Genomic DNA, 23,572 nt, shown 5'->3' with positions numbered 1-23,572 from the left:
TTAATCAATAATGCCAGCGTTAACGGCTGATTGTTTAAAAGGGAACCGATTTTCCATCCAAATAAAATTCTGTTTACACCTCATATTTCTGACTGTGCCATTTGATTTGCAGAAGAAAATTCCTGTTTAATGATATGAATTATAAAGTCTTATTCGAAAATAAGGCGAAATAAGCCGGTAACTCATTATTACTTATACTAAATTTCTTAAGTGATGATGTTTTGAACAGGCAGGCAAAGAGCAAACCACAACACACATCAAACGGGGTAATCGGATGAAAGTAACTAAGGGTAAGATCTGGCTGGCAGGGTGTATTGCATTAGCAATGAGTCAGGCGGCATTCGCAAAAGATATCAAAGTCGCCATCGTTGGTGCTATGTCAGGTCCGGTCGCCCAGTATGGTGATATGGAGTTTACAGGGGCTAAACAAGCGATCGCAGACATCAACGCCAAAGGCGGCGTGAAGGGCGACAAACTGGTTGGTGTCGAATATGACGACGCATGTGATCCGAAACAAGCGGTCGCCGTTGCCAACAAAGTGATCAACGACGGTATCCGTTACGTGATTGGCCACCTGTGTTCATCCTCAACACAGCCGGCTTCAGACATCTACGAAGACGAAGGCGTTCTGATGATTACGCCCGCCGCGACCAACGCAGACCTGACCACCCGCGGTTACAAAATGGTGATGCGTACCACCGGTCTGGATTCCGATCAGGGCCCGACCGCTGCAAATTATATCCTCAACACCATCAAACCAAAACGTATTGCGGTTGTGCATGACAAACAACAATACGGCGAAGGCCTGGCCCGTTCCGTACAGGACGCGCTGAAAAAAGGCGGCGGCAACGTCGTACTGTTTGAAGGTATCACCGCAGGCGACAAAGATTTCTCAACGCTGGTTGCACGTCTGAAGAAAGACAACGTGGACTTCGTCTATTTCGGCGGTTACTACCCGGAAATGGGCCAGATCCTGCGTCAGTCCAAACAGGCGGGTCTGAATGCGAAATTCATGGGGCCGGAAGGCGTGGGCAACTCCTCACTGTCTAACATTGCCGGTGATGCGTCCGAAGGTATGTTCGTGACCCTGCCAAAACGTTATGACCAGGTTCCGGCTAACCAGCCAATCGTTGATTCCCTGAAAGCGAAGAAACTGGATCCAACCGGTCCGTTCGTCTGGACCACCTACGCCGCATTGCAGGCGCTGACCACCGGTATGGAACGCAGCGGCAGCATGGAACCGGCAGACATTGCTAAAAACCTGAAATCAGCTTCCGTGGACACCGTAATGGGCCCGCTGAGCTGGGATGAGAAGGGCGATCTGAAAGGATTCGAATTCGGTATTTTCGAGTGGCATAAAGACGGTACGTCTACCCCTATCAAATAAATGCCCTTCATCCTTCAGGTTGCAGGGGTGTTGGCTGCACTCGCTCACCCGAATCACTGACTTATGTCAGTTCATCGGGATTCGTTCGATTGCCGCCTTCCTGCAACCAGAATGATTTTGGGCATTGCTAAGCATTGTTATGCATTGCGTAGCAGGACAAGAACAGCGCATTACTCTGCCCGGCGTCTACTGTTATAGAAGGCGCTGGGTTGTAGTCTCAGCACAAGTCATCAAACCCTTGATTAATAAGGATAGGGTATGTCAGAGCAGTTCCTCTATTTCATTCAGCAGATGTTCAACGGTGTGACGTTGGGCAGCACTTATGCGCTGATCGCCATTGGTTACACCATGGTTTACGGCATTATCGGCATGATCAACTTCGCCCACGGCGAGGTGTATATGATCGGCAGTTATGTCTCCTTTATCGTGATTGCCGCCCTGATGATGATGGGTATCGATGCCAGCTGGTTGCTGATCGGTGCCGGATTTATCGCGGCGATTGTGATTTCCAGTGCGTACGGCTGGAGTATTGAACGCGTGGCGTATAAGCCTGTGCGTAACTCCAAACGTCTTATTGCACTGATTTCTGCCATCGGGATGTCAATTTTCCTTCAAAACTACGTCAGCCTCACGCAAGGCTCACGCGATCTGGCGTTACCAAGCCTGGTCACCGGCCAGTGGAAACTCGGCGAAGCGAACGGCTTTGCGGCGACCATCAGCACCATGCAACTGATCATCTGGATCGTGACCTTCATCGCGATGCTGGCGCTCACGCTGTTCATCCGTTATTCCCGCATGGGGCGCGCGTGCCGTGCCTGCGCCGAAGATCTCAAAATGGCCAGCCTGCTGGGGATCAGCACTGACCGCGTGATCTCCCTGACTTTCGTGATCGGCGCATTAATGGCGGCGGTGGCGGGCGTTCTGCTGGGGCAATTCTATGGCGTGATTAACCCGTACATCGGCTTTATGGCCGGGATGAAAGCCTTTACCGCCGCGGTTCTGGGCGGCATCGGCAGCATTCCGGGCGCGATGATCGGCGGCCTGATTCTGGGTGTGGCCGAAGCGCTGACGTCGGCGTATCTGAGCACCGAATACAAAGATGTGGTGTCCTTTGCGCTGCTGATTGTGGTCTTGCTGGTGCTGCCAACCGGTATTCTGGGTCGTCCGGAGGTGGAAAAAGTATGAAGCGCCTGAATCTGTTAAACGCGCTGGTTTCCGCTTTCGTTCTGCTGGTTCTGGCTGCGTTCATTATGGGGCTGCAACTGAGCCTGGATGGTACCAAACTGGTGGTGAACGGCGCGGGCGAAGTTCGCTGGACGTGGATTGCGATTGGCTGTGCGATTGTTTTCGTGTTTCAGCTGTTCCGTCCGCTGGTGAGCAGTGGCCTGAAAAAAGTCTCCGGGCCGGGCTGGGTGTTGCCCAGTTTTGACGGCTCGACGCCGAAACAAAAATTGCTGGCGCTGGTGCTGATTATTGCCGCCATCGCGTGGCCGTTTATCGTCTCGCGCGGCACGGTGGATATCGCCACGCTGACGCTCATCTACATCATGCTGGGTCTTGGCCTGAACGTGGTGGTCGGATTGTCGGGTTTGTTAGTGCTGGGTTACGGCGGTTTTTACGCCATCGGCGCTTACACCTATGCGCTGCTCAACCACTATTACGGCATCGGTTTTTGGGAAGCGTTACCGCTGGCGGGGCTGGTTTCTGCGGCGTTTGGTTTCCTGCTCGGGTTCCCGGTTCTGCGGTTGCGGGGCGACTATCTGGCGATTGTGACCCTCGGCTTTGGCGAAATCGTCCGTATTTTGTTGCTCAACAATACCGAACTGACCGGCGGGCCGAACGGCATCAGCCAGATCCCCAAACCGACGCTGTTCGGGCTGGAATTCAGCCGGACACCGCGCGACGGCGGCTGGGATACCTTCAGCAACTTCTTCAATGTGACCTACGATCCGAGCGACAGGATAATTTTCCTGTACATGGTGGCGCTGCTGCTGGTGCTGGTGACGCTTTTCATCATTAACCGCCTGCTGCGTATGCCGCTGGGCCGCGCGTGGGAAGCGCTGCGTGAAGACGAAATTGCCTGCCGTTCGCTGGGGCTGAACCCGACCCGCATCAAACTGACCGCGTTCACCATCAGCGCCGCGTTTGCCGGTTTTGCCGGTACGCTGTTCGCCGCGCGTCAGGGGTTTGTCAGCCCGGAATCCTTCACCTTTGCGGAATCCGCTTTCGTGCTGGCCATTGTGGTGCTCGGCGGAATGGGCTCGCAGTTTGCGGTTATTCTGGCGGCCATTTTACTGGTGGTTTCCCGAGAACTGATGCGTGACCTCAACGAATACAGCATGTTGCTGCTCGGTGCCTTAATGGTGCTGATGATGATCTGGCGTCCGCAGGGCTTGCTGCCGATGAAACGTCCGCAGCTGAAACTCAAATTGTCTAAAAAACAAATCGCCGATCAGGGGGAACAGGCATGAGCACGCAACCTCTGTTAGCCGTTGAAGGTTTGATGATGCGTTTTGGCGGCCTGCTGGCGGTCAACAACGTGGCGCTGAACCTCAACCAGGGCGAAATTGTTTCCCTTATCGGCCCGAACGGGGCCGGTAAAACCACTGTATTTAACTGTCTGACCGGTTTCTACAAGCCGAGCTGCGGCACCATCAAGTTGCGCGATCAGCATCTTGAAGGCCTGCCGGGGCAGAAAATTGCCCGTATGGGCGTGGTGCGAACCTTCCAGCACGTCCGCCTGTTCCGCGAAATGACGGTGATTGAAAACCTGCTGGTCGCGCAACATCAGCATTTGAAAAGTGGCGTTCTGGCCGGTCTGCTTAAAACGCCGGGATTCCGTCGGGCAGAAGCCGAAGCGCTGGATCGCGCCGCCGACTGGCTCGAACGCGTGGGCTTACTCGAACTGGCGAACCGTCAGGCCGGTAATCTGGCGTACGGCCAGCAACGCCGTCTGGAAATCGTCCGCTGCATGGTGACGCGGCCGGAAATCCTGATGCTCGACGAACCCGCGGCCGGTCTGAATCCGCGTGAAACCGAAGAGCTGAACCAGCTGATTGCCGAACTGCGTAACCAGCACAACGTCTCGGTCCTGCTGATTGAACATGACATGAAACTGGTGATGGGTATTTCCGACCGCATCTACGTGGTGAATCAGGGTACGCCGCTGGCGCAGGGCACACCGGCTGAAATTCGTAATAATCCTGACGTGATCCGTGCCTATTTAGGCGAAGGTTAATGGGCGAAGGCTAAGAGGCAGAACAAGATGTTGTCATTTAATCAGGTATCCGCCCATTACGGCAAAATCCAGGCGCTGCATGAAGTCAGCCTGAGCATTAACAAAGGGGAAATCGTCACGCTGATTGGCGCCAACGGCGCGGGGAAAACCACGCTGCTCGGTAGTTTATGTGGCGAACCGCGGGCGTCGCACGGCGCAATTATTTTCGAAGGCCAGGACATCACCCAATGGCAGACCGCCAAAATCATGCGTGGCGATATCGCGATTGTGCCGGAAGGCCGTCGCGTATTTTCGCGGATGACGGTGGAAGAGAATCTGGCGATGGGCGGTTTCTTTGCGACGCGCGATCAGTATCAGTCACGTATGGAACGCGTGTATACGCTGTTCCCGCGTCTGAAGGAGCGCCGTCTGCAACGCTCCGGCACCATGTCCGGCGGCGAGCAACAGATGCTGGCGATTGGCCGTGCGCTGATGAGCCAGCCGCGTTTACTGCTGCTCGACGAGCCGTCGCTCGGTCTGGCGCCGATCATCATCCAGCAGATTTTTGACACTATCCAGCAACTGCGCGAAGAAGGGATGACCATCTTCCTGGTCGAGCAAAACGCCAATCAGGCGCTGAAACTCGCCGATCGCGGTTATGTGCTGGAGAACGGTCATGTGGTGCTGGAAGACACCGGCGCGGCATTACTGGCGAACGAAGCGGTGCGTGCGGCCTATCTCGGCGCATAAATCCGCTTTGGATTTCGAAAATCTGTGATAAATCTAGTAAACCGCACGGCAAGCGCTTTGCGGTTTTTATTTTGCCTATAAATTAACATCTCTCACATTCTAATAACTTTGCACATCTTCAGGAAGATTTCATGAACACAGAAGGTTTACTCGCCGCCCGTATGGTCAGGCTTAAAAGTTCAGCCATCCGGGAACTGCTGAAACACAGCAAAATGGAAGGCGTTATTTCACTGGCGGGTGGTATTCCTTCTTCGGCACTGTTTGATTTTGACGGTCTGCGTCAGGCGACGCAGCAGGCGATCACGGAACAGCCGGAGCACGCATTCCAGTATGGCCTGACCGAAGGCAGTTATACGCTGCGTGAGCGTATTGCTGAGCTTTGTCAGGAGCGCGGTGTGGTGGCAAAACCCGATGATATCGTGGTGACCGCTGGTTCCCAGCAGGCGCTGGATCTGGTGATGCGCGCGGTAGTGAATCCGGACGATATTTTTGTGGTAGAGCGCCCGACCTATCTGGCCGCACTGCAAACGCTGGAACTGGCCGAGGCGAATATCCTTTCCGTCGGCACCGACGGCGACGGCATGATTGTCGATGAGCTTGCCGAACTGCTGAAAACCCGCAAAATTAAAGGCGTGTATCTGGTGCCGACGTTCGGCAACCCGAGCGGCGTGACCCTGAGCCGCGCACGTCGTGAACAGCTGGTTCAGCTGGCGGCGAAACATGAATTCCTGATTGTGGAAGATGATCCGTACGGCGAACTGCGTTTCACCGACGAACGCCAGCCAACGCTGTTTGAGCTGTCGAAAGCGCTGTTTGGCCATGCCGACAACATCATTTACACCTCAACGTTCTCCAAAATCCTGGCACCGGGCCTGCGTCTGGGCTGGGTCATCATGCCTGACTGGCTGCTGCACAAAGTCGCCATCATCAAGCAGGCGGCCGATTTGCACGCCAGCGCGCTGTCACAGTCGATTGCTGAATGTTATCTCGGTCTGGGCCGTCTGCCTGCGCAAATCGAAACGATCCGTGCCGCGTACAAAAAGAAATGTCAGATTCTGGCGGAGCTGCTGGAACGCGAACTGGGCGACGTGCTGACGTTTGAATACCCGAAAGGCGGCATGTTCCTGTGGGCGCGTTTCCGCGAGCCGCGTAACTGCGCTGAGTGGATGAAAAAGACGCTGGAGCAGGGCGTGGTGTTTGTGCCGGGCGAGTTCTTCTATGCCGATAATCCGGATCACTCGACCTTCCGTTTGTCGTTCGCCACAGCGACCGAAGAGCAGATGCACGAGGCCGTTGCCCGCCTGAAACGCGCGCTGTAAAACCCCCGGATTTCCCTTCTTTACAAGGCGCATCGCTTACCCGATGCGCCTTCTTTTTTGCCATCTGTTCGTCACCTGCACTTCATGCTGCTGTAACGTTAATGTCATTTAACTGTTATTTATCTGTAATTTAGCCGTGTCATGTTACCTCCGCATAAAAACGTTTCTCAATACCCCATTTATCTCTGCCCCTTTTACACCAGCAGAATTCAGGAGACAGGCATGTTCATCAATCTCAAAAAAACGGTCATCGGCACCGCGCTGACGCTGGCTTTCAGCGCCAACGCTTTTGCTGTAACAGAAATTCCTTTCTGGCATTCCATGGACGGCGAATTAGGTAAAGAAGTGAACTCGCTGGCCGACCGTTTTAACCAGACGCACCCCGATGTCAAAATCGTGCCTGTCTACAAAGGTAAATACGACGAAAGCCTGGCTGCCGGTATTGCGGCGTACCGCACCGGTAATGCGCCTGCTATTTTGCAGGTTTACGAAGTGGGCACCGCGACCATGATGGCGAGCAAAGCCATTAAACCGGTCTACGAAGTGTTCAGCGATGCCGGCATTAAAGAAGACGTTTCCCAGTTTGTGCCGACCGTCTCCGGCTACTACTCCGATTCCAAAGGCCGCCTGTTATCGCAGCCTTTCAACAGCTCCACGCCGGTGTTGTATTACAACAAAGATGCCTTTAAGAAAGCCGGCCTGAACCCGGATCAGCCGCCAAAAACCTGGCAGGACATGGCGGTTTACACCCAGAAACTGCGCGAAGCGGGCATGAAATGTGGCTATGCCAGCGGCTGGCAGGGTTGGATCCAGATTGAAAACTTCAGCGCCTGGCACAGCCTGCCGATTGCGACCAAAAATAACGGTTTCGATGGCACTGATGCGGTTCTGGAATTCAACAAACCAGAGCAAATCAAACACATCCAGATGCTCGAAGACATGAACAAAAAAGGTGATTTCACCTATTTTGGTCGCAAAGACGAATCCACCGCCAAGTTCTATAACGGCGATTGCGCGATGACCACCGCCTCTTCCGGTTCTCTGGCCGATATCCGTCAGTATTCCAAATTCAACTACGGCGTAGGCATGATGCCTTACGACGCAGACATCAAAGGCGCGCCGCAAAACGCCATCATCGGCGGTGCAAGCCTGTGGGTGATGAACGGAAAAGACAAAGACACCTACAAAGGCGTTGCCGAATTCCTGCAATTCCTGACCACGCCGGAAATCGCGGCTGAATGGCACCAGAAAACCGGTTATCTGCCGGTGACAACTGCCGCGTATGAGCTGACCAAAAAAGAAGGCTACTACGATAAGAACCCGGGTTCTGACGTTGCCACCCGCCAGATGCTGAACAAACCGCCATTACCGTTCACCAAAGGTCTGCGTCTGGGCAACATGCCACAGATTCGTACCATCGTAGACGAAGAACTGGAAAGCGTCTGGAGCGGCAAGAAGACAGCTAAAGAAGCGTTAGATACAGCGGTACAGCGCGGGAATTTATTACTGCGTCGCTTCGAAGCCTCTACCAAGTAAGTCGGCTACTGCGCTTTGCCTGACCGTGATTGGGCAGTGCTCGCTCTCCTCATGGACTTTATGTCCACTCCGGGAGCTGTGCGCTGTCCGCACCCGGTCAGGCTTCGCTCGCTACGCCTGTGCCGGAGTAGCCTGCCTTTTGTCACCGTATCAACGAGTAAACCATTATGAGTTCACACCGTCCCGGTTTTGGTTGCAGCTGGCTGCCTTACGCACTGGTATTGCCGCAGCTGCTGATCACCGCGATATTCTTCCTGTGGCCTGCGGGGCAGGCGCTGTGGTATTCGGTGCAGACACTGGATCCGTTCGGGCTTTCCAGCACTTTTGCGGGCATGACGAACTTCACGCAGCTGTTTCAGGATCCGTACTATCTCGACTCCTTCTACACCACGCTGAAATTCAGCTTTATGGTGGCCTTTTTCGGGCTGGTGCTGTCGCTGTTTTTCGCCGCGCTGGTCGATCACGTTATTCGCGGCAGCCGGATTTATCAGACGCTGATGATCCTGCCATACGCCGTTGCACCCGCCGTGGCTGCCGTATTATGGATGTTCCTGTTCAGCCCCGGCCTTGGCCTGATTTCGCATTTCCTCGGCTCCCTCGGTTACAACTGGAACCACGCGCAAAACAGCGGTCAGGCGATGTTTCTGGTCGTGCTCGCGTCGGTCTGGAAGCAAATCAGCTACAACTTCCTGTTCTTTCTGGCGGCGTTGCAGTCGATCCCGAAATCGCTGGTGGAAGCGGCCGCTATCGACGGCGCAGGCCCGGTGCGACGTTTCTTCAATCTGGTGTTACCGCTGATTTCGCCGGTCAGTTTCTTCCTGCTGGTCGTCAATCTGGTGTACGCCTTCTTTGATACCTTCCCGGTGATTGACGCCGCGACAGGCGGTGGCCCGGTTCAGGCAACAACGACCCTGATCTACAAAGTCTACCGCGAAGGTTTCTCCGGTCTTGACTTATCCAGTTCCGCCGCGCAGTCCGTCATTCTGATGATGCTGGTGATCGGCCTGACGTTCATTCAGTTCCGCTTTGTCGAGCGTAAGGTGCGTTACCAATGATTGAAAACCGCAGAGGGCTGGATATTTTCAGCCACCTCATGTTGCTGCTCGGCGTGCTGGTGATTTTGTTCCCGCTGTACGTCGCGTTTGTGGCGGCGTCGCTGGATAACAAACAAATTTTCGACGTGCCGATGACGCTGATCCCCGGCGGCCATTTGTGGGAAAACATCAGCACCATCTGGACGCAGGGCGCAGGCAACAACAGCCCGGCGTTTGGCCGCCTGCTGATCAACAGCTTTATTATGGCGATGGTGATTACCGTCGGGAAAATATCGGTCTCGATGCTTTCGGCTTACGCGATTGTCTATTTCCGTTTCCCGCTGCGTAATCTGTTCTTCTGGCTGATTTTCATGACGCTGATGTTGCCGGTGGAAGTGCGTATCTTCCCGACCGTTCAGGTGATCGCCAATCTGCATATGCTCGACAGCTACACCGGCCTGACGTTGCCGCTGATGGCGTCGGCAACGGCGACGTTCCTGTTTCGCCAGTTCTTCATGACCCTGCCGGATGAGCAGCTCGAAGCGGCGCGTATCGATGGCGCGGGCGCGATGCGCTTCTTCTGGGACATCGTGCTGCCGCTGTCCAAAACCAACCTGGCCGCGCTGTTCGTCATCACCTTTATCTATGGCTGGAACCAATATCTGTGGCCGATTCTGATCACCAGCGATGCCTCGATGGGCACCGCGGTGGCGGGGATTAAAAGCATGATCTCCTCAGGCGACGGCTCGACCCAATGGAATCAGGTGATGGCAGCCATGATCCTGACCTTATTGCCACCGCTGGCGGTGGTGCTCCTGATGCAGCGCTGGTTTGTGCGCGGCCTGGTAGACAGTGAGAAGTAAACCGAAATGGCAAATTTGAAATTACAGGCAGTGACCAAATCTTACGACGGCAAAAACCAGATTATCCAGAGCATTGATCTGGATGTGGCCGACGGCGAATTCATCGTGATGGTCGGGCCTTCCGGCTGTGGGAAATCCACGCTGCTGCGCATGGTGGCCGGGCTGGAACGCACGACGTCCGGCGATATCTACATTAACGACCAGCGCGTCACCGATCTGGAACCGAAAGATCGCGGCATTGCGATGGTGTTCCAGAACTACGCGCTGTATCCGCACATGAGCGTGTTCGACAACATGGCGTACGGCCTGAAAATCCGCGGTTTCGGCAAGGCGCAGATCCACGCGCGCGTGGAAGAAGCGGCGCGAATTCTCGAACTCGGCCCGTTGCTGAAACGCAAACCGCGCGAACTTTCCGGCGGCCAGCGTCAGCGCGTCGCGATGGGGCGCGCCATTGTGCGGGAACCGGCAGTTTTCCTGTTCGATGAACCGCTTTCTAACCTCGATGCCAAACTACGCGTGCAGATGCGCCTCGAATTACAGGATTTGCACCGCCGTCTGCGCACTACCAGTTTGTACGTCACGCACGATCAGGTTGAGGCGATGACGCTGGCAGAACGCGTTATCGTGATGAACAAAGGTATCGCCGAGCAGATTGGCACGCCGTCGGAAGTTTATCGCCGTCCGGCCAGCCTGTTTGTCGCCAGTTTTATCGGCTCTCCGGCCATGAACTTACTGCCCGGCCAGCTGACCACCGACGGCACTTCGCTGGTGATGGAAGGCGGTTTTGAGCTTCCGCTGCCGGTTCCGCGCCCGGAATGGGGCGGCCGCGAACTGACGGTCGGTATTCGTCCTGAACATATTCAGCTGACGGACGACACGCAAAACGGCATTCCTATGGTGCTTAATACGCTGGAATTGCTGGGCGCAGATAATCTGGCGCACGGCAAACTGGCGGGCAGCGGCGTTGTGGTGCGCTTATCGCATGAAGTATTTCCCACCGCCGGTTCGCTGTTGCGCTTGGTTTTCCCGGCGAAAGCGTTACACTTTTTCGATACCAACAGTGGATTACGGATGGAATGAACATGAAAGCCTGGCCTTATCCTCGCATTGTGGCGCACCGCGGTGGCGGTGCTCTGGCACCGGAAAACACGCTGGCGGCTATCGACGTGGGCGCGAAATACGGTCACACGATGATCGAATTTGACGCCAAACTGGCGCAGGGTGGGGAAATTTTCTTACTGCACGACGATACGCTGAACCGCACCAGTAATGGCTGGGGCGTGGCAGGGGAATTGCCGTGGGAAAAACTCGAACGTCTCGACGCCGGTGACTGGTATGGCGCAGAGTTCAAAGGAGAAAAACTCCCGCTGCTGTCGCAGGTCGCCGAACGTTGTGCGCGCCATAACATGATGGCAAATATTGAAATCAAACCGACGACCGGGCTGGATGAAAAAACTGGAACCGACGTCGCGCTGGCCGCCCGTGAATTGTGGAAAAACCAGGCCGTGCCGCCGCTGCTTTCTTCCTTTGAATTCGATGCACTGGTCGCCGCCAAAAAAGCCGCCCCGGAGCTTCCGCGCGGTCTGCTGATCGACTCATGGCATGAAAACTGGAAAGCCCTGACCGACGAACTCGAATGCGCGTCGCTGCATCTCAATCACAAACTGCTCAATGAAGAGCGCGTGAAAGCGATCAAAGCCGCCGGGCTGCATATTCTGGTGTATACCGTGAATAACCCGGACCGTGCCCGCGAGTTACTGCGCTGGGGCGTGGATTGCATCTGTACGGATAAGATTGATGTGATCGGGCCAGATTTTGAGTAAAGATTTTAAGTAAGCTGATGCTGCTAAAAATAAAGGCGCGATAATCGCGCCTTTATTGTTTTTCCGAAACAGAATAATCAGTGTTTCAGAAGACGCGGCAACTGGTTATCCAGCTCCAGCAGACAGGAATCCATATATTTCTCGGTAGTTTTGGTGACCAGCGCATAGTTGTTTGCACGCCAGTCGGCCAGAGGTGCTGCCACTACCGGCGGCGTACATTCCGCTATTACCCAGGCGGAGAACATATTCGCGTCTTCCGGTTTTTTGTAGAACTTAACGGTATAACGTAATTCGTAATCTGAATTGGCCGATGAAAGGTCTTTATAAACCAGCAGCCATTGTGCTGCGACAATATTCAGATTTTTTTTATACTGATAGCCGTTACCATTTTTTTCTAACCAGCGGGCAATAAGCGGCTTGGCTCTTGGTGTCAGATAAGCTGATGTCGGTTCCGGCAGGGCATCAATTTTAGTCCCTTTCAGATTTTCCTTACTGAAAGTGTTTACCGCGATACCGCCCGAAAGCACTGATGTCATTACGTTAAGCCCGACGCCTGCGGCAGTATAAGCGGGCGTTACTTCACGCAAAACGACGTCAGGCGCGCGGTTATTATTTAAATCAGCCGAGGCGAAACCAGAATATAACCCGATGCTGCTGCCATTGGCGGCAGTGATTTTTTCTGTTTTAGGGGTGGAACAGGCGGATAATAATAAACTGGCAGTAACGACGGCAATCCCTGTTGAAGCTTTCATCTAATAGTTTCCCTTTTTATTTTATAAATCACTGTCAAAGAATTTTAAATTGATATTTCGCTTGTTGAGAATTAGACACAAGAATACATAACCCTGCGTTTTAGTGGCAGAGCTTATTTTTCCTTATCGGCCAGATAAACTAAAAACCTTAATAATAATTTTGATCAGAAGGGGATAATAAATTTCAGATCGTGATAGACGCAAAGTGAAATAATTTATTGGGGCAATGAAATTTGTGGGAATATTTTCTGAGTGGAAAGAGAGGCACCGCGTGCCTCTGCCGGTATTAAAAATTAAGGCGTCTGATTCAACTTCTGATTCAGCGTCTGGTTATTCTGCTGGATCTGCAACCGCTGCTGGTTGCTCTGAATCTGGGATTTCAGTTTGAGTTGCTGCTGTTGCTGGCTGCTGCGCAAATCCTGTTCCTGCTGACGCTTTTGCATCTGCTGATTAACCTGCTGTTGTTGCTGCATCCGTTGTTGTGACGGATTGGTCAGCAGCGGATCGTTAGGATTAGGCACCTTCTCGGCTGCGCTGGCGGCCTGTACGGCGAACAACAGCGGCAGGGCGGCGATGATTCCATGCATGAATTTCATTTGGTTATTCTCCATTTCCGGTCATTCCTTAAGTGTATGCCATCACACCAACGGGTGTGAGATTTCACGGCACGAATCCCTCAAAGCGTGGGGATGCTCTCGTTTGCTCTATAATTGACCACATGTAAACCACCTTCACGCGCCGCGGTTATCCGCATTCCGCTACAATCGTGCATCTCTTACATTTTAGGGCTCAACTGCCGTGCCTTTACTTATTATCACCACCATTTTGTGGGCCTTTTCGTTCAGCCTGATCGGGGTTTATCTGGCCGGACAGGTCGACAGCGTCTTCGCCGTGCTGGTCCGTTTGGGGCTGGCGGCGCTGGTATTCCTGCCGTTCCTGCGCTGGAAAGGCCATCAGCTCACCACCATTTTGCTGTACATGGCGGTCGGCGCGATGCAGCTTGGCATCATGTATCTCATCAGCTTTGAAGCGTATCTGTACCTGTCGGTGCCGGAGTTCCTGCTGTTTACGGTGATGACGCCGCTGTACGTGACGCTGATTTATGACCTGATCAGCGGGCGCAAAATCCGCATTGGCTACGCGCTGAGCGCGCTGCTGGCGGTGGCCGGTGCGGCGATTATCCGTTACGACCACATCAGCGAACATTTCATTATCGGCCTGTTGCTGGTGCAGGCGGCGAACATCTGCTTTGCTATCGGTCAGGTAGGATATAAACGCCTGATGGAAACCCGCCCGATGCCGCAACATACGGCGTTTTCGTGGTTCTATATCGGTGCGCTGATGTGCGCCGTTGTGGCCTGGTTCCTGTGGGGAAATCCGCAAAAACTGCCGACCACGGATTTGCAATGGGGCATTCTGGTGTGGCTGGGGATTGGCGCGTCGGGGATCGGGTATTTCATGTGGAACTACGGGGCCACGCAGGTGGACGCCGGAACGCTGGGGATTATGAACAACTTTCACGTCCCGGCCGGGCTGCTGGTCAATCTGGCGATCTGGCAACAGCAGCCTCACTGGCCGAGTTTTATTATCGGCGCTGCGGTGATTATGTCCTCACTGTGGGTACACCGGCGTTGGGTCGTGCCGCGTCGCGAACAAACGGCAGATGATCGCACGCGTGCTGCCGCGCCGAACGAATAAACGCTTCGGTGACGGGCTGACGCTGCTCGCCGTCGCGCACGGCGGCGAACAGACGGCTCCACAAACCTTCGCCCAGGGTCTTAGTGACGACGAGGCCCTGGCGCTCAAAACTTTCCACGACCCAGTGCGGTAACGCCGCAATTCCCATTCTCGCCGACACCATCTGAATCAACAACAACGTGTTATCAACGCTTTTCAGCGACGGGCTGACGCCTGCCGGTTGCAGAAAATACCGCCAGATATCCAGACGCTGACGCTGTACCGGATAAATCATCAGGGTTTCCGTACTCAGATCTTCCGGCGTAATCACGGTTTTAGCCGCCAGCGGATGATCCGGTGCCAGCACCAGACGGACTTCGTAATCGAACATCGGAGAATAGTGCAAACCGCTGCGCGGCAGAATATCGGAAGTCAGCACAATATCCAGTTCGCCCTGTTGCAGCGCCGGTTGCGGGTCAAACGTCACGCCGGATTTGAAATCCATCACCACATGCGGCCAGTTCTGGTGGAAGTTATCCAGCGCGGGCGTCAGCCACTGAATACAGCTGTGGCATTCAATCGCGATGCGCAGTGAAGTCTGGTGCGGCTCATTGCACGCCTGCAACGCCTGCTGGATTTGCGGCAGCACCTGTTCTGCCAGATTCAGCATGATTTCGCCCTGTGGCGTAAACCGCAGCGGCTGGCTTTTCCGCACGAACAACCTGAAACCCAGCCGTTGCTCAAGGTCGCTGAACTGGTGCGACAGGGCCGATTGTGTCTGATGAAGCTGCGAGGCGGCGGCGGCCAGTGACCCGGTGTTGCGCAGTGCTTGCAACGTTCGCAGGTGTTTCAGTTCGATCATGAGAGTCCTTCACTGTGACATGAATAATTTGCGCTTGTGGAATATACAGTACCTGCGGATTATGGATGTGTAAACATCTGGACGGCTAAACAGGAATTAAAAAGATGACGATACTGAATCACACTCTGGGTTTTCCACGCGTTGGTCTGCGTCGTGAACTTAAAAAAGCACAAGAAAGCTACTGGGCAGGTCACTCCACTCAGGAAGAACTGCTGGCAACCGGACGTGAACTGCGCGCCCGTCACTGGAAACAACAAACTGAAGCAGGCGTGGATCAGGTGCCGGTGGGCGATTTCGCCTGGTACGATCACGTTCTGACCACCAGCCTCCTGCTGGGCAACGTGCCAGCACGTCACCAGAATGCCGACGGTTCTGTCGATCTCGATACCTTATTCCGTCTTGGCCGTGGCCGCGCACCGACCGGTAAACCGGCTGCCGCTGCGGAGATGACCAAATGGTTTAACACCAACTATCACTACATGGTGCCGGAGTTTGTGAAAGGCCAGAAATTCAAACTGACCTGGACACAGCTGCTGGAAGAAGTGGATGAAGCACTGGCGCTCGGCCACAAAGTGAAACCTGTCCTGCTCGGGCCGCTGACTTACCTCTGGCTTGGCAAAGTGAAAGGCGAGCAATTTGACCGCCTTTCACTGCTCAACGACATTCTGCCTGTTTACCAGCAGGTGCTGGCTGAACTGGCCAAACGCGATATCGAATGGGTGCAGATTGATGAACCTGCGCTGGTTCTGGAATTACCGCAGGAATGGCTGGATGCGTACAAACCGGCTTACACCGCGCTGCAACAAAGCAAAATCAAACTGCTGCTGACGACTTATTTCGACAGCGTCGGCCACAACCTCGACACTATCCGCCAGTTGCCGGTTCAGGGACTGCACATTGATGCTGTTGCCGGTCGCGACGACCTGCAAACCGTCATTAACGCGCTGCCAAAAGACTGGCTGATTTCTCTGGGCGTGATTAATGGCCGTAACGTCTGGCGTGCGGATCTGAGCACCTGGTTTGATCGCCTGAAGCCGCTGATTGAAGGCCGCAATGTCTGGATCGGCAGCTCATGTTCGCTTCTGCACAGCCCGATCGACTTAAGCGTTGAAAGCCGTCTGGATGAAGAAGTGAAAAGCTGGTTCGCCTTTGCCCTGCAAAAATGCGCCGAGCTGTCACTGCTGACTTCGGCACTGAACAACCCGACCGCAGAAGCACAGCAAAAGCTGGCAGAATACAGCGCGCCAATCCGCGCCCGCCGCGAATCCGCACGCGTTCATAACGCAGCCGTCGGCAAACGTGTTGCTGCGATTACGGCGGCGGACATTGAACGTCCAAACGTTTACACGAAGCGTGCCGTTGCGCAGCGTGCCCGCTTTAATCTGCCTGCATGGCCGACAACCACAATCGGTTCATTCCCGCAAACCACCGAAATCCGTGGCCTGCGTCTGGACTTTAAACAGGGCCGTCTGGACAACAACAAATATCGTACCGGCATCAGCGAACACATCCGGCAGGCCATTAAAGAACAGGAGCGTCTGGATATCGACGTACTGGTTCACGGCGAAGCTGAACGTAACGACATGGTGGAATATTTCGGTGAACATCTGGACGGTTTTGTGTTCACGCAAAACGGCTGGGTACAGAGCTACGGTTCCCGCTGCGTCAAACCGCCGGTTATCATCGGCGACGTCAGCCGCCCGGAAGCCATCACCGTTGAGTGGGCGAAATACGCACAGTCGCTGACCGAAAAACCGGTGAAAGGCATGCTGACCGGCCCGCTGACCATTCTCTGCTGGTCGTTCCCGCGTGAAGATGTCAGCCGTGAAACCATCGCGAAGCAAATCGGGTTGGCGCTGCGCGACGAAGTGGAAGACCTGGAAAAAGCCGGTATTGGCATCATCCAGATTGACGAACCGGCACTGCGCGAAGGTCTGCCGCTGCGCCGCTCAGAATGGAATGCTTACCTGCGCTGGGCAGTCGATGCTTTCAAACTGAACGCCGCGATTGCCAGCGATGACACGCAGATCCACACCCACATGTGTTACTGCGAATTCAACGACATCATGGATTCCATTGCCGCGCTGGATGCCGACGTGATCACCATCGAAACCTCACGTTCCGATATGGATCTGCTGGAGTCATTCAAAGACTTCGAGTATCCGAACGAAATCGGGCCGGGCGTTTACGACATTCACTCACCGAACGTGCCAAGCGTCGAATGGATTGAGGACCTGCTGCGCAAAGCGGCGGACCGTATCCCGGCAGAACGCCTGTGGGTAAACCCGGACTGTGGCCTGAAAACCCGTGGCTGGCCGGAAACCCGCGAATCGCTGGAAAACATGGTGAAAGCCGCCAAACGTCTGCGCGCAGAGAACCTCTGATTACGTTGTGTTGTTGCTGAAACGTTTTGGGGCACTCCGGTGCCCCTTTTTTTTATTTCCCTCACTGAAATATGGGGTATTGCTTTTGTCTGTTGGTCTGATGTCATAGGCTGAATGACGTCTCCCTTTCTTAATTATTGCGTCAATACTCGTTAAGCAGAGGAATTTTCCTCTGGTCCGACACACACGCAATTTCTAAGTTATGGGAGTCATTATAATGAACATACTCATTGTTGATCCGTTGCCGCTGTTTATACAGGGATTGACGGCTGGTCTTAAAAATACAATGCCGGACATCTCTGTTAATGGCGTCAATCAATGTGAAAATATTTGGGAGATACTTTCGGCGACCCCTATTTCCGTAATACTGATTGACGGAGGAATGGAGAATAGTTCACAGCTCATCTTGCTGGATGATATTGCTGCCCGATATCCCCATATCCGTATCATCGTGATGTTAATGAAGGTAAGAAAAGACTCGCTGCGGCGCTTCCTCGAGCATCATGCTGTTGCAGTCGTTTCAAAAGAGGCGTCAATGGAGACTATTTTCCAGGTAATAAAAACGGCATGTTGCGGAATGGTCTGTATTCCGCACAGTGAAAGTGTGTGGGATATGGATAGCGAACAGGCATTATTAACGAGATTAAGCGATCGTCAGCGGGAAGTGTTAAGGCTTATTGCAGCCGGAGAATCAAATAAACAAATTAGTCGTCTTCTTAATATTAGTGCCGGAACAGTAAAATCCCATCTTGAATCTATTTATCGTCGCCTGAATGTGAAAAACAGAACACAGGCTGCGATGATGATGTCATCCGACGAGTAATTTTTTTGAAAAAACCGTTTCGATAAGTAAATAGAATCCGCCATCAGGCGTTTATTTTTTCACCAGGGATTGTTCATCTTCAGTGTGGCTGAAAAGGATCAGACGTTACTGCCGCAACGTCTGATAAGTTAATCAGGATTTAGTTTTGGTGGTTGTTCTCTTCCTGCCTGCTGGCGCCACAGCGGGAACCGATGTTTTCCTCACCCGCGTTTTCCTCGATTTATCGGCCTTCGCTGCCCGGTCTTGTTCCAAAGGCGTACCCAGCTTTCGCTTATCGCGCAGAACCAGCCAAAAATAGTGGGTGGCGACCATCGAAATCCCCATATCCTTTAAAGCCCAAAACGGAATTTCATTGGCATAAAGCTGCGTGCCGTAAAGCAGGTAAGGCAAATTCAGTGCGCCTTGTGCGGCAAAACCCAGCGCGGCAGTAATCAGGCCAACGCGGTACCAAACTGACATCAGCAGGATACGTTCATTGAGTGCGCAGAAGAAAATCATCACAGCTGTCATCATATCGAGGAGGGTTAGCAGGAAAAATCCCGGCCATTCTAAATGACTCATCCTATTCTCCTCGTGATGGTTTGCTGGCGGTGGTTCTTCTGCGCGTCGATTTTGTTGTCGAAATTGCTGGCGGAGATCCTTTGGCGCGAAGCCCGCGAGCCACTCGCTTCAGCTCTCCTGCGACTTCGAGAATATCGCTGTCTTCCCGGCGGTTGAAAAAATTTGCCAGCCAGGCAATCACTCCGACACTGATCACACCCAGTCCATAGCCTAATCCCATGGCATTATCAGCCTGATCAAAGTTCATCCCCAGCCAGCGCGATACCAGACCGCCGAGGGCAAATGTGGCCGCGACACTGATGCTGCAAATGATAAGTCCGGCGGAAAAACGTCCGTGCTGATGCAATTTTTTTGGCTGCCAGAAGAAAGAAATACTCAGTCCGCCAAACAAACCGGAAAAGGCAGCCAGGATCTGGCTGATAAGAAAACTTTGTGAGGATTCAAGCATGACGGCTGCCATAGTGAACTCCTTAGAAAGACAGTGCCACCGGAGTGGCACTGAAGAAGAATGAAGCGCGGTTCAGAAACAGATTAAAATTCCTGAGAAGTCATACTGCACGCCGTTGAGTGTCACCCGGTTCCCGACTGGCTGGTTTACGGCCCCGTGGAAATTTGATGCAGGGTCGTAGGCGTAAAAACCTTGTGCGTTCCGCCCGAGCGCAATCCAGTGATTGCCATCGAGCACCAGCGCCAGGTAATAACCTGCGGCCTGAACCAGAGCCTGAAGGTTGGCGGTGCTGCTTATAACCGCTGCTGTGCTACCAATCCGCGTGGTTTCCGGCCCAATTAAAGGATGCATGGCGACGGGCATTAAAGGTTTATTCACCATAACCTGCACCTGATCGTTAAATCCACGAGCGATACCGACACGAACGAGACTTGAAGGTAACGAGCGCGGTGCCGGCGGGGCAAAAATTAGCGGATAGCCGGGAGGAAGAGGATTCTGTCTTGCAATAATATCGTTATATACCGTGGCACCGGTGGGCGTGTTGACGGGCAGTCCCTGATTGCGGGCATTTAATAATGCTGCCAGAGAAAATGCGCCACAAGAATCACTGCCTGCCGGTTGCTGAAGCGTAAAAGTTTCAAACATGATAATACCTCTCAAAATATAAAGGAGTAATGGACGTTTAGGCGTGGAATTTAACTTTTAATGTTATCTAAATACAGGCTTTAATAATTACTTTGGATGTATTTTCGTTAGTGCTTAAATAACGTTCCTGTCTTTGAGGTGAATAAATAAGACGTTTTGCACTGCGTAATCCACGGACGGATTCCAGATCCGCGCTGTACCATTTTTCGCCACTTTTCTGCTCCGGGATCTGAACACTGTCTCCGCCAATCTCTTTCTTATTGAGTACCCAGACTTTCCAAAGAGAATCCTGCGAATTTCCGCTCCAGCCCTGTTTTTTGGCATAGTCCGTGGTGACATATTGCACGGGCAAAACGTCATCCTTATTTAATGTCCGTAATAATTTTACCAGGCTGGCTTCATCATTGATGGTCTTGTTATTATCCGTTTCCAGTTGCTGATTGGCATCATGAACAGCGATATCACACTTTATTTTATCGACGGCATTCGCCGTTGATGTCAGTAAAGCCAAAAAAGATAAAAAAACCAGTTGCGGGAATAATCCCGATAAATAACTTCGGCGAATTGTCATAATGTTTATTTCCTGTATTCATGAATGTTCGGGAATATAAAATGAAAGCCGGTGAACACGTTATTCCGGCTGGCTGATGAATAACGCGCGCTCTGCCGTACGACGCCGGGTTAATCCGGCAACCTGTTTCCCACCCGCTTTATCCCAACGCAGGAATTCATTAGCCGCATCCTGATACTGACGCGCATTCAGCACTCTCAGTAATGTTGAGCTTTTCAAATTGCCGACGCCAAGATTGAAGGTGAAAGAGACCAGCGCATCAAACTGATTCTGCGTGAGCGGAACAATAACGTACTGATTCACTGCTTTCTCACTGATACCCAGATCCTGACGCAAAAGCGCGTCAGCCTGCGCTTCCGGGATTGCAGCAGAAAAAGATTCATCCGGCAGGATAAGATGCCCATAACCGATGGTCCATTTACCGACAACATCCTGATATTTTTCCAGACGCAGTCCCTCGAAAGTTTTGATCAGCGCAACCCCTTTTGCGCCGGTAGATAAACGTGGCTCACTCATCAGCAGATACCTCTGTCGTGTTAGGTTTCGGGATAACCCGGTTGGTGTATTCATCAATCAGGCGCATGACACTTTCGGGTGGTTCGAGCACGGTAAACTGCATCTCGATATCCACATGACGGCTGTCACGGCCTTCCTGATTTTTGCTGGCAGGCGAGAGACTTACGTGAAAACGACTGACGTTTTCTTCGCCACCTTCAATGGGCAACTGTTCAACGCCATCGGTACGGATGGTCAGATGAACCTTCATTTTTTCCAGCATCAGCCCACGCGGCGTGGAGAGTGCGACTAAAGGCAGCTCGAAATGATGCTTGTCGTCAATCTGCATAATCATCGTGCGCGGTACGACTGAACCGTCATCAAGATGTTCAAAATACGGATCCAGCGCCTGCATATATTGATGTGCAATCAGCTGGTTGGCTGCGCTAGCCGCTTGTTGCATACCGCGGGTAACTTCTTCAAGCGATACCGGCATCAGCCCTCCCGGTGACGGTGGAGGCGGCGTGCCTGAATTCCCCGGGGGAGGAACCGCTCCGCCCGACGATGTTTCGCCAGTAGTTTTCCCGCCCCGTAGCCAGCTTTTTAAAGACATAACCTGCTCCTGATTAAAAAGGCCCCGCGCTGGCGGCCTTCGGATTAGACGTTGTCAGACACCGGCATGATCAGGCTGGCGCTTTTTCCGGGGTTTTATCCGCGGATGTTGCTGTTGGTGTGAAAGCATCCAGCTCTTTTTTGTTCGCTTCGGCTGGCAGAACGGCAGGTTTAGTCGCGGCATCCGTCAGGAAGTCGATCACGCGCATCAGTGCTTCCGGCGGTTGCTGGCGTTTGATCTGCGTGTGGATGCTGTATTTGGCGCGGGTATCGGATTTACGGGTTTGTTCGGCTTTATGTGAAACACGCCCGGAGACTTTTACTTTGACCGGCCCCCAGCCCAAAGTAGCTTCGAAAGAGCCTTCGGCGTCATCGCTGCTGGAGCTGGATTCGCTTTGAGTCACTTCAAGTTCGAAGTCAATCGTACCCTCTTCAATACAAATAATCGGATGGGTGATGGCCGCCAGCAGAGGAATGCGCATGGTCTTTTTGACCACCCCCTGGATGACGCCAGCCTGATCGACAACCGTTTCGTCGTAGTCAAACTGAACGGCCTCTGCCTTGCCATCTTTAATACAAACCGAAAGCAGGAAGTCGGCATAAGCTTTACTGGCCTGAACCTGCGCTTTGATCATGGCCTGCAACGGCCCGCCAATCATGTTTTCCAGTGGCAGGGCATTGATGACGGAACCAATAAATTGTGAATCCATAATGTTTACTCCTGTTGGATAAGTGCGATACGAGGTGCGGACCCGCAGACAAAGAGTAGGGCGACGTCTGCCATGAAAATATCCGTTGGCTGGCTGGAAACGGGAGATAAATGGCCGGTAGGGGGATCTGCCATCCGCCTCATTCGCACTTTGTTACGTCTCTTTCAGCTCCCGTCATACGCCGGCTGTAGCGCTATCCGGGTGCAGAAATGCGGCTGATTCCCACGAATGGCGCGGTTCTCCGCTAGGCTTAAAGCCTGTTTCACGGATTTATTCCTTCATCTGAACAAGGAGAGAACATGAACCGATTTACAGACAAAGTGGTTGTCGTTACCGGCGCGGGTTCTGGCATGGGCGCGGCATCGGCGCGACGTTTTTCTTCGGAAGGCGCGATTGTCGTGCTGGTGGGGAGAACAAAAGAGAAACTGGAGAAAGTCGCCAAAACGCTGAGCAGCACGCAGTATTACATTCATCTGGCGGACGTTTCTTCCGCGCAGGATGTCGAGCGGATGGCGGCGGTGATCGAAGACAAATTCGGGCGTGTTGATGTGCTGGTTAACGGCGCGGGCGTGGTTGTACAAGGTAAAGCGACCGAAGCGAGTCTGGATGACTGGCAGAAAATTATCGCCATTGATCTGAGCGGCGTCTTTTACTGCACGCGTTTCTTCATGCCTGCGTTGATCAAAAGTAAGGGAAATATCGTCAACATTTCCTCGGTTTCCGGTACCGGCGGCGACTGGGGAATGAGTTTCTATAATGCGGCAAAAGGCGGCGTGACGAACTTTACCCGCTCGATTGCGATGGACCACGGTAAAGACGGCGTGCGTGTTAACGCGGTGTGCCCGTCACTGACCTTTACGGAGATGGCGGCCGGAATTAAAGACAACAAGCCGTTGCTGGCTAAATTTGCCGAACGAATTCCACTGGGACGGGGTGCGGAACCGGAAGAAATCGCAGATGTTATTGCCTTTCTTGCCAGCCACGACGCCCGTTTCGTGACCGGCGTAAACCTGCCGGTTGATGGCGGTTTGTCGGCGTCCAACGGACAGCCTCCGCAGGCATAAGCTGATATTTCCGGCCCGCTGCCTCACCGGCAGGCCGGA

The 23,572-nt window shown here is 53.3% G+C and carries 25 protein-coding genes; 15 read left to right on the top strand and 10 right to left on the bottom strand.

All coding sequences use genetic code 11. From position 1 onward, the window contains the following. The first annotated feature begins 274 nt into the window (after positions 1-274). From KWG64_RS20805 to ugpQ, 11 genes are all read left to right on the top strand, one after another. The gene (locus KWG64_RS20805) at positions 275-1,387 is read left to right on the top strand and encodes a branched-chain amino acid ABC transporter substrate-binding protein (RefSeq protein WP_101079415.1); all 1,113 of its coding nucleotides are present in this window, start codon (positions 275-277) and stop codon (positions 1,385-1,387) included. A 258-nt stretch (positions 1,388-1,645) separates the two neighbouring features. Continuing rightward, positions 1,646-2,572 (top strand): high-affinity branched-chain amino acid ABC transporter permease LivH, encoded by a 927-nt coding sequence (gene livH / locus KWG64_RS20800; RefSeq protein ID WP_101079414.1) that lies wholly within the window; start codon positions 1,646-1,648, stop codon positions 2,570-2,572. After that, complete coding sequence (locus KWG64_RS20795; RefSeq protein WP_218523018.1) at positions 2,569-3,858, top strand: high-affinity branched-chain amino acid ABC transporter permease LivM; 1,290 nt, start codon at positions 2,569-2,571, stop codon at positions 3,856-3,858. Before livH ends, KWG64_RS20795 begins: the two co-directional genes overlap by 4 nt. Further along, positions 3,855-4,625: a high-affinity branched-chain amino acid ABC transporter ATP-binding protein LivG gene (gene livG / locus KWG64_RS20790; RefSeq protein WP_218523017.1), complete on the top strand. Its 771-nt coding sequence runs from the start codon at positions 3,855-3,857 to the stop codon at positions 4,623-4,625. The genes KWG64_RS20795 and livG overlap by 4 nt, the downstream gene beginning before the upstream one ends. A gap of 27 nt (positions 4,626-4,652) precedes the next feature. Next, a complete protein-coding gene (livF, locus tag KWG64_RS20785; protein WP_218523016.1) occupies positions 4,653-5,354 on the top strand; it encodes a high-affinity branched-chain amino acid ABC transporter ATP-binding protein LivF in 702 nt (233 codons plus the stop codon). Between the two features lie 131 nt (positions 5,355-5,485). Further along, entirely contained in the window at positions 5,486-6,673 is a 1,188-nt protein-coding gene (locus tag KWG64_RS20780) for a PLP-dependent aminotransferase family protein (RefSeq protein WP_195816047.1), read from the top strand. A 222-nt stretch (positions 6,674-6,895) separates the two neighbouring features. Beyond that, positions 6,896-8,209, top strand: a complete 1,314-nt coding sequence (gene ugpB / locus KWG64_RS20775) for a sn-glycerol-3-phosphate ABC transporter substrate-binding protein UgpB (RefSeq protein WP_101079409.1) — start codon at positions 6,896-6,898, stop codon at positions 8,207-8,209. 167 nt (positions 8,210-8,376) lie between these two features. Continuing rightward, positions 8,377-9,264: a sn-glycerol-3-phosphate ABC transporter permease UgpA gene (ugpA, locus tag KWG64_RS20770; RefSeq protein ID WP_195825739.1), complete on the top strand. Its 888-nt coding sequence runs from the start codon at positions 8,377-8,379 to the stop codon at positions 9,262-9,264. Further along, positions 9,261-10,106: a sn-glycerol-3-phosphate ABC transporter permease UgpE gene (gene ugpE / locus KWG64_RS20765; RefSeq protein ID WP_218523015.1), complete on the top strand. Its 846-nt coding sequence runs from the start codon at positions 9,261-9,263 to the stop codon at positions 10,104-10,106. The genes ugpA and ugpE overlap by 4 nt, the downstream gene beginning before the upstream one ends. Before the next feature lie 6 nt (positions 10,107-10,112). Beyond that, on the top strand, positions 10,113-11,186 hold the full coding sequence (locus KWG64_RS20760; protein WP_195816045.1) for a sn-glycerol-3-phosphate import ATP-binding protein UgpC: 1,074 nt from the start codon (positions 10,113-10,115) through the stop codon (positions 11,184-11,186). Between the two features lie 2 nt (positions 11,187-11,188). Next, complete coding sequence (ugpQ, locus tag KWG64_RS20755) at positions 11,189-11,929, top strand: glycerophosphodiester phosphodiesterase (protein WP_195825740.1); 741 nt, start codon at positions 11,189-11,191, stop codon at positions 11,927-11,929. 77 nt (positions 11,930-12,006) lie between these two features. Here the strand turns inward: ugpQ and KWG64_RS20750 are convergent, their stop codons facing one another. Both KWG64_RS20750 and KWG64_RS20745 read right to left on the bottom strand, forming a co-directional pair. After that, on the bottom strand, positions 12,007-12,681 hold the full coding sequence (locus tag KWG64_RS20750; protein ID WP_218523014.1) for a hypothetical protein: 675 nt from the start codon (positions 12,679-12,681) through the stop codon (positions 12,007-12,009). Positions 12,682-12,974: 293 nt separating this feature from the next. Continuing rightward, a complete protein-coding gene (locus KWG64_RS20745) occupies positions 12,975-13,292 on the bottom strand; it encodes a DUF2756 domain-containing protein (RefSeq protein WP_229893670.1) in 318 nt (105 codons plus the stop codon). Positions 13,293-13,479: 187 nt separating this feature from the next. Between KWG64_RS20745 and KWG64_RS20740 the strand changes: the two genes are divergently transcribed. Further along, positions 13,480-14,379 carry a carboxylate/amino acid/amine transporter gene (locus KWG64_RS20740; protein ID WP_101079403.1) on the top strand — a complete coding sequence of 300 codons (900 nt, stop codon included), beginning with the start codon at positions 13,480-13,482 and terminating at the stop codon, positions 14,377-14,379. Here KWG64_RS20740 and metR read toward each other — a convergent pair. Beyond that, positions 14,285-15,220, bottom strand: coding sequence for an HTH-type transcriptional regulator MetR (metR, locus tag KWG64_RS20735; protein ID WP_218523013.1), 936 nt, complete (start codon positions 15,218-15,220; stop codon positions 14,285-14,287). The two genes, KWG64_RS20740 and metR, sit on opposite strands and share 95 nt — an antisense overlap. A 104-nt stretch (positions 15,221-15,324) precedes the next feature. Here metR and metE point away from each other — a divergent pair, with 104 nt between their 5' ends. Together metE and KWG64_RS20725 are read left to right on the top strand one after the other, a co-directional pair. Then, entirely contained in the window at positions 15,325-17,604 is a 2,280-nt protein-coding gene (gene metE / locus KWG64_RS20730) for a 5-methyltetrahydropteroyltriglutamate--homocysteine S-methyltransferase (RefSeq protein WP_218523012.1), read from the top strand. A gap of 217 nt (positions 17,605-17,821) precedes the next feature. Then, positions 17,822-18,427: a response regulator transcription factor gene (locus tag KWG64_RS20725; RefSeq protein ID WP_195816040.1), complete on the top strand. Its 606-nt coding sequence runs from the start codon at positions 17,822-17,824 to the stop codon at positions 18,425-18,427. A gap of 132 nt (positions 18,428-18,559) precedes the next feature. Here the strand turns inward: KWG64_RS20725 and KWG64_RS20720 are convergent, their stop codons facing one another. The 7 genes from KWG64_RS20720 to KWG64_RS20690 all read right to left on the bottom strand — a co-directional run bounded on the left by KWG64_RS20720 (position 18,560) and on the right by KWG64_RS20690 (position 22,469). After that, positions 18,560-18,988 carry a hypothetical protein gene (locus KWG64_RS20720; RefSeq protein ID WP_195816039.1) on the bottom strand — a complete coding sequence of 143 codons (429 nt, stop codon included), beginning with the start codon at positions 18,986-18,988 and terminating at the stop codon, positions 18,560-18,562. Between the two features lies 1 nt (position 18,989). Continuing rightward, complete coding sequence (locus KWG64_RS20715) at positions 18,990-19,448, bottom strand: hypothetical protein (RefSeq protein ID WP_218523011.1); 459 nt, start codon at positions 19,446-19,448, stop codon at positions 18,990-18,992. Between the two features lie 60 nt (positions 19,449-19,508). Next, positions 19,509-20,081, bottom strand: a complete 573-nt coding sequence (locus KWG64_RS20710; protein ID WP_218523010.1) for a hypothetical protein — start codon at positions 20,079-20,081, stop codon at positions 19,509-19,511. Positions 20,082-20,148: 67 nt separating this feature from the next. Next, the gene (locus KWG64_RS20705; protein WP_218523009.1) at positions 20,149-20,652 is read right to left on the bottom strand and encodes a ribonuclease domain-containing protein; all 504 of its coding nucleotides are present in this window, start codon (positions 20,650-20,652) and stop codon (positions 20,149-20,151) included. 60 nt (positions 20,653-20,712) lie between these two features. Beyond that, on the bottom strand, positions 20,713-21,168 hold the full coding sequence (locus KWG64_RS20700; protein ID WP_218523008.1) for a lysozyme: 456 nt from the start codon (positions 21,166-21,168) through the stop codon (positions 20,713-20,715). Further along, the gene (locus KWG64_RS20695) at positions 21,161-21,760 is read right to left on the bottom strand and encodes a DUF2589 domain-containing protein (RefSeq protein ID WP_195816034.1); all 600 of its coding nucleotides are present in this window, start codon (positions 21,758-21,760) and stop codon (positions 21,161-21,163) included. Before KWG64_RS20695 ends, KWG64_RS20700 begins: the two co-directional genes overlap by 8 nt. Positions 21,761-21,830: 70 nt before the next feature. Continuing rightward, positions 21,831-22,469 (bottom strand): DUF2589 domain-containing protein, encoded by a 639-nt coding sequence (locus tag KWG64_RS20690; RefSeq protein WP_195816033.1) that lies wholly within the window; start codon positions 22,467-22,469, stop codon positions 21,831-21,833. A gap of 299 nt (positions 22,470-22,768) precedes the next feature. On the opposite strand from KWG64_RS20690, the gene KWG64_RS20685 reads away from it, so the two are divergent. Next, positions 22,769-23,533, top strand: a complete 765-nt coding sequence (locus KWG64_RS20685) for an SDR family NAD(P)-dependent oxidoreductase (RefSeq protein WP_101079400.1) — start codon at positions 22,769-22,771, stop codon at positions 23,531-23,533. Positions 23,534-23,572 lie beyond the last annotated feature (39 nt).

The sequence above is a fragment of the Rahnella sp. PD12R genome, from assembly GCF_019200965.1.
GTDB classification, from domain to species: Bacteria; Pseudomonadota; Gammaproteobacteria; order Enterobacterales; family Enterobacteriaceae; genus Rahnella; species Rahnella laticis.
The sequence above is the reverse complement of the archived record's forward strand: the minus strand, read 5'-3'. Positions and strand labels throughout refer to the sequence as shown.

What these genes read in the sequence shown, in the direction of transcription:
- KWG64_RS20690 (WP_195816033.1), bottom strand. Translation starts at nt 22,469, where the DNA reads ATGGATTCACAATTTATTGGTTCCGTCATCAATGCCCTGCCACTGGAA.
- KWG64_RS20725 (WP_195816040.1), top strand. Translation starts at nt 17,822, where the DNA reads ATGAACATACTCATTGTTGATCCGTTGCCGCTGTTTATACAGGGATTG.
- ugpB (WP_101079409.1), top strand. Translation starts at nt 6,896, where the DNA reads ATGTTCATCAATCTCAAAAAAACGGTCATCGGCACCGCGCTGACGCTG.
- livG (WP_218523017.1), top strand. Translation starts at nt 3,855, where the DNA reads ATGAGCACGCAACCTCTGTTAGCCGTTGAAGGTTTGATGATGCGTTTT.
- livH (WP_101079414.1), top strand. Translation starts at nt 1,646, where the DNA reads ATGTCAGAGCAGTTCCTCTATTTCATTCAGCAGATGTTCAACGGTGTG.
- KWG64_RS20750 (WP_218523014.1), bottom strand. Translation starts at nt 12,681, where the DNA reads ATGAAAGCTTCAACAGGGATTGCCGTCGTTACTGCCAGTTTATTATTA.
- KWG64_RS20700 (WP_218523008.1), bottom strand. Translation starts at nt 21,168, where the DNA reads ATGAGTGAGCCACGTTTATCTACCGGCGCAAAAGGGGTTGCGCTGATC.
- metE (WP_218523012.1), top strand. Translation starts at nt 15,325, where the DNA reads ATGACGATACTGAATCACACTCTGGGTTTTCCACGCGTTGGTCTGCGT.
- KWG64_RS20710 (WP_218523010.1), bottom strand. Translation starts at nt 20,081, where the DNA reads ATGTTTGAAACTTTTACGCTTCAGCAACCGGCAGGCAGTGATTCTTGT.
- livF (WP_218523016.1), top strand. Translation starts at nt 4,653, where the DNA reads ATGTTGTCATTTAATCAGGTATCCGCCCATTACGGCAAAATCCAGGCG.
- KWG64_RS20780 (WP_195816047.1), top strand. Translation starts at nt 5,486, where the DNA reads ATGAACACAGAAGGTTTACTCGCCGCCCGTATGGTCAGGCTTAAAAGT.
- KWG64_RS20685 (WP_101079400.1), top strand. Translation starts at nt 22,769, where the DNA reads ATGAACCGATTTACAGACAAAGTGGTTGTCGTTACCGGCGCGGGTTCT.
- KWG64_RS20715 (WP_218523011.1), bottom strand. Translation starts at nt 19,448, where the DNA reads ATGGCAGCCGTCATGCTTGAATCCTCACAAAGTTTTCTTATCAGCCAG.
- KWG64_RS20795 (WP_218523018.1), top strand. Translation starts at nt 2,569, where the DNA reads ATGAAGCGCCTGAATCTGTTAAACGCGCTGGTTTCCGCTTTCGTTCTG.
- ugpA (WP_195825739.1), top strand. Translation starts at nt 8,377, where the DNA reads ATGAGTTCACACCGTCCCGGTTTTGGTTGCAGCTGGCTGCCTTACGCA.
- KWG64_RS20695 (WP_195816034.1), bottom strand. Translation starts at nt 21,760, where the DNA reads ATGTCTTTAAAAAGCTGGCTACGGGGCGGGAAAACTACTGGCGAAACA.
- ugpE (WP_218523015.1), top strand. Translation starts at nt 9,261, where the DNA reads ATGATTGAAAACCGCAGAGGGCTGGATATTTTCAGCCACCTCATGTTG.
- KWG64_RS20760 (WP_195816045.1), top strand. Translation starts at nt 10,113, where the DNA reads ATGGCAAATTTGAAATTACAGGCAGTGACCAAATCTTACGACGGCAAA.
- KWG64_RS20745 (WP_229893670.1), bottom strand. Translation starts at nt 13,292, where the DNA reads ATGGAGAATAACCAAATGAAATTCATGCATGGAATCATCGCCGCCCTG.
- KWG64_RS20705 (WP_218523009.1), bottom strand. Translation starts at nt 20,652, where the DNA reads ATGACAATTCGCCGAAGTTATTTATCGGGATTATTCCCGCAACTGGTT.
- metR (WP_218523013.1), bottom strand. Translation starts at nt 15,220, where the DNA reads ATGATCGAACTGAAACACCTGCGAACGTTGCAAGCACTGCGCAACACC.
- KWG64_RS20805 (WP_101079415.1), top strand. Translation starts at nt 275, where the DNA reads ATGAAAGTAACTAAGGGTAAGATCTGGCTGGCAGGGTGTATTGCATTA.
- KWG64_RS20720 (WP_195816039.1), bottom strand. Translation starts at nt 18,988, where the DNA reads ATGAGTCATTTAGAATGGCCGGGATTTTTCCTGCTAACCCTCCTCGAT.
- ugpQ (WP_195825740.1), top strand. Translation starts at nt 11,189, where the DNA reads ATGAAAGCCTGGCCTTATCCTCGCATTGTGGCGCACCGCGGTGGCGGT.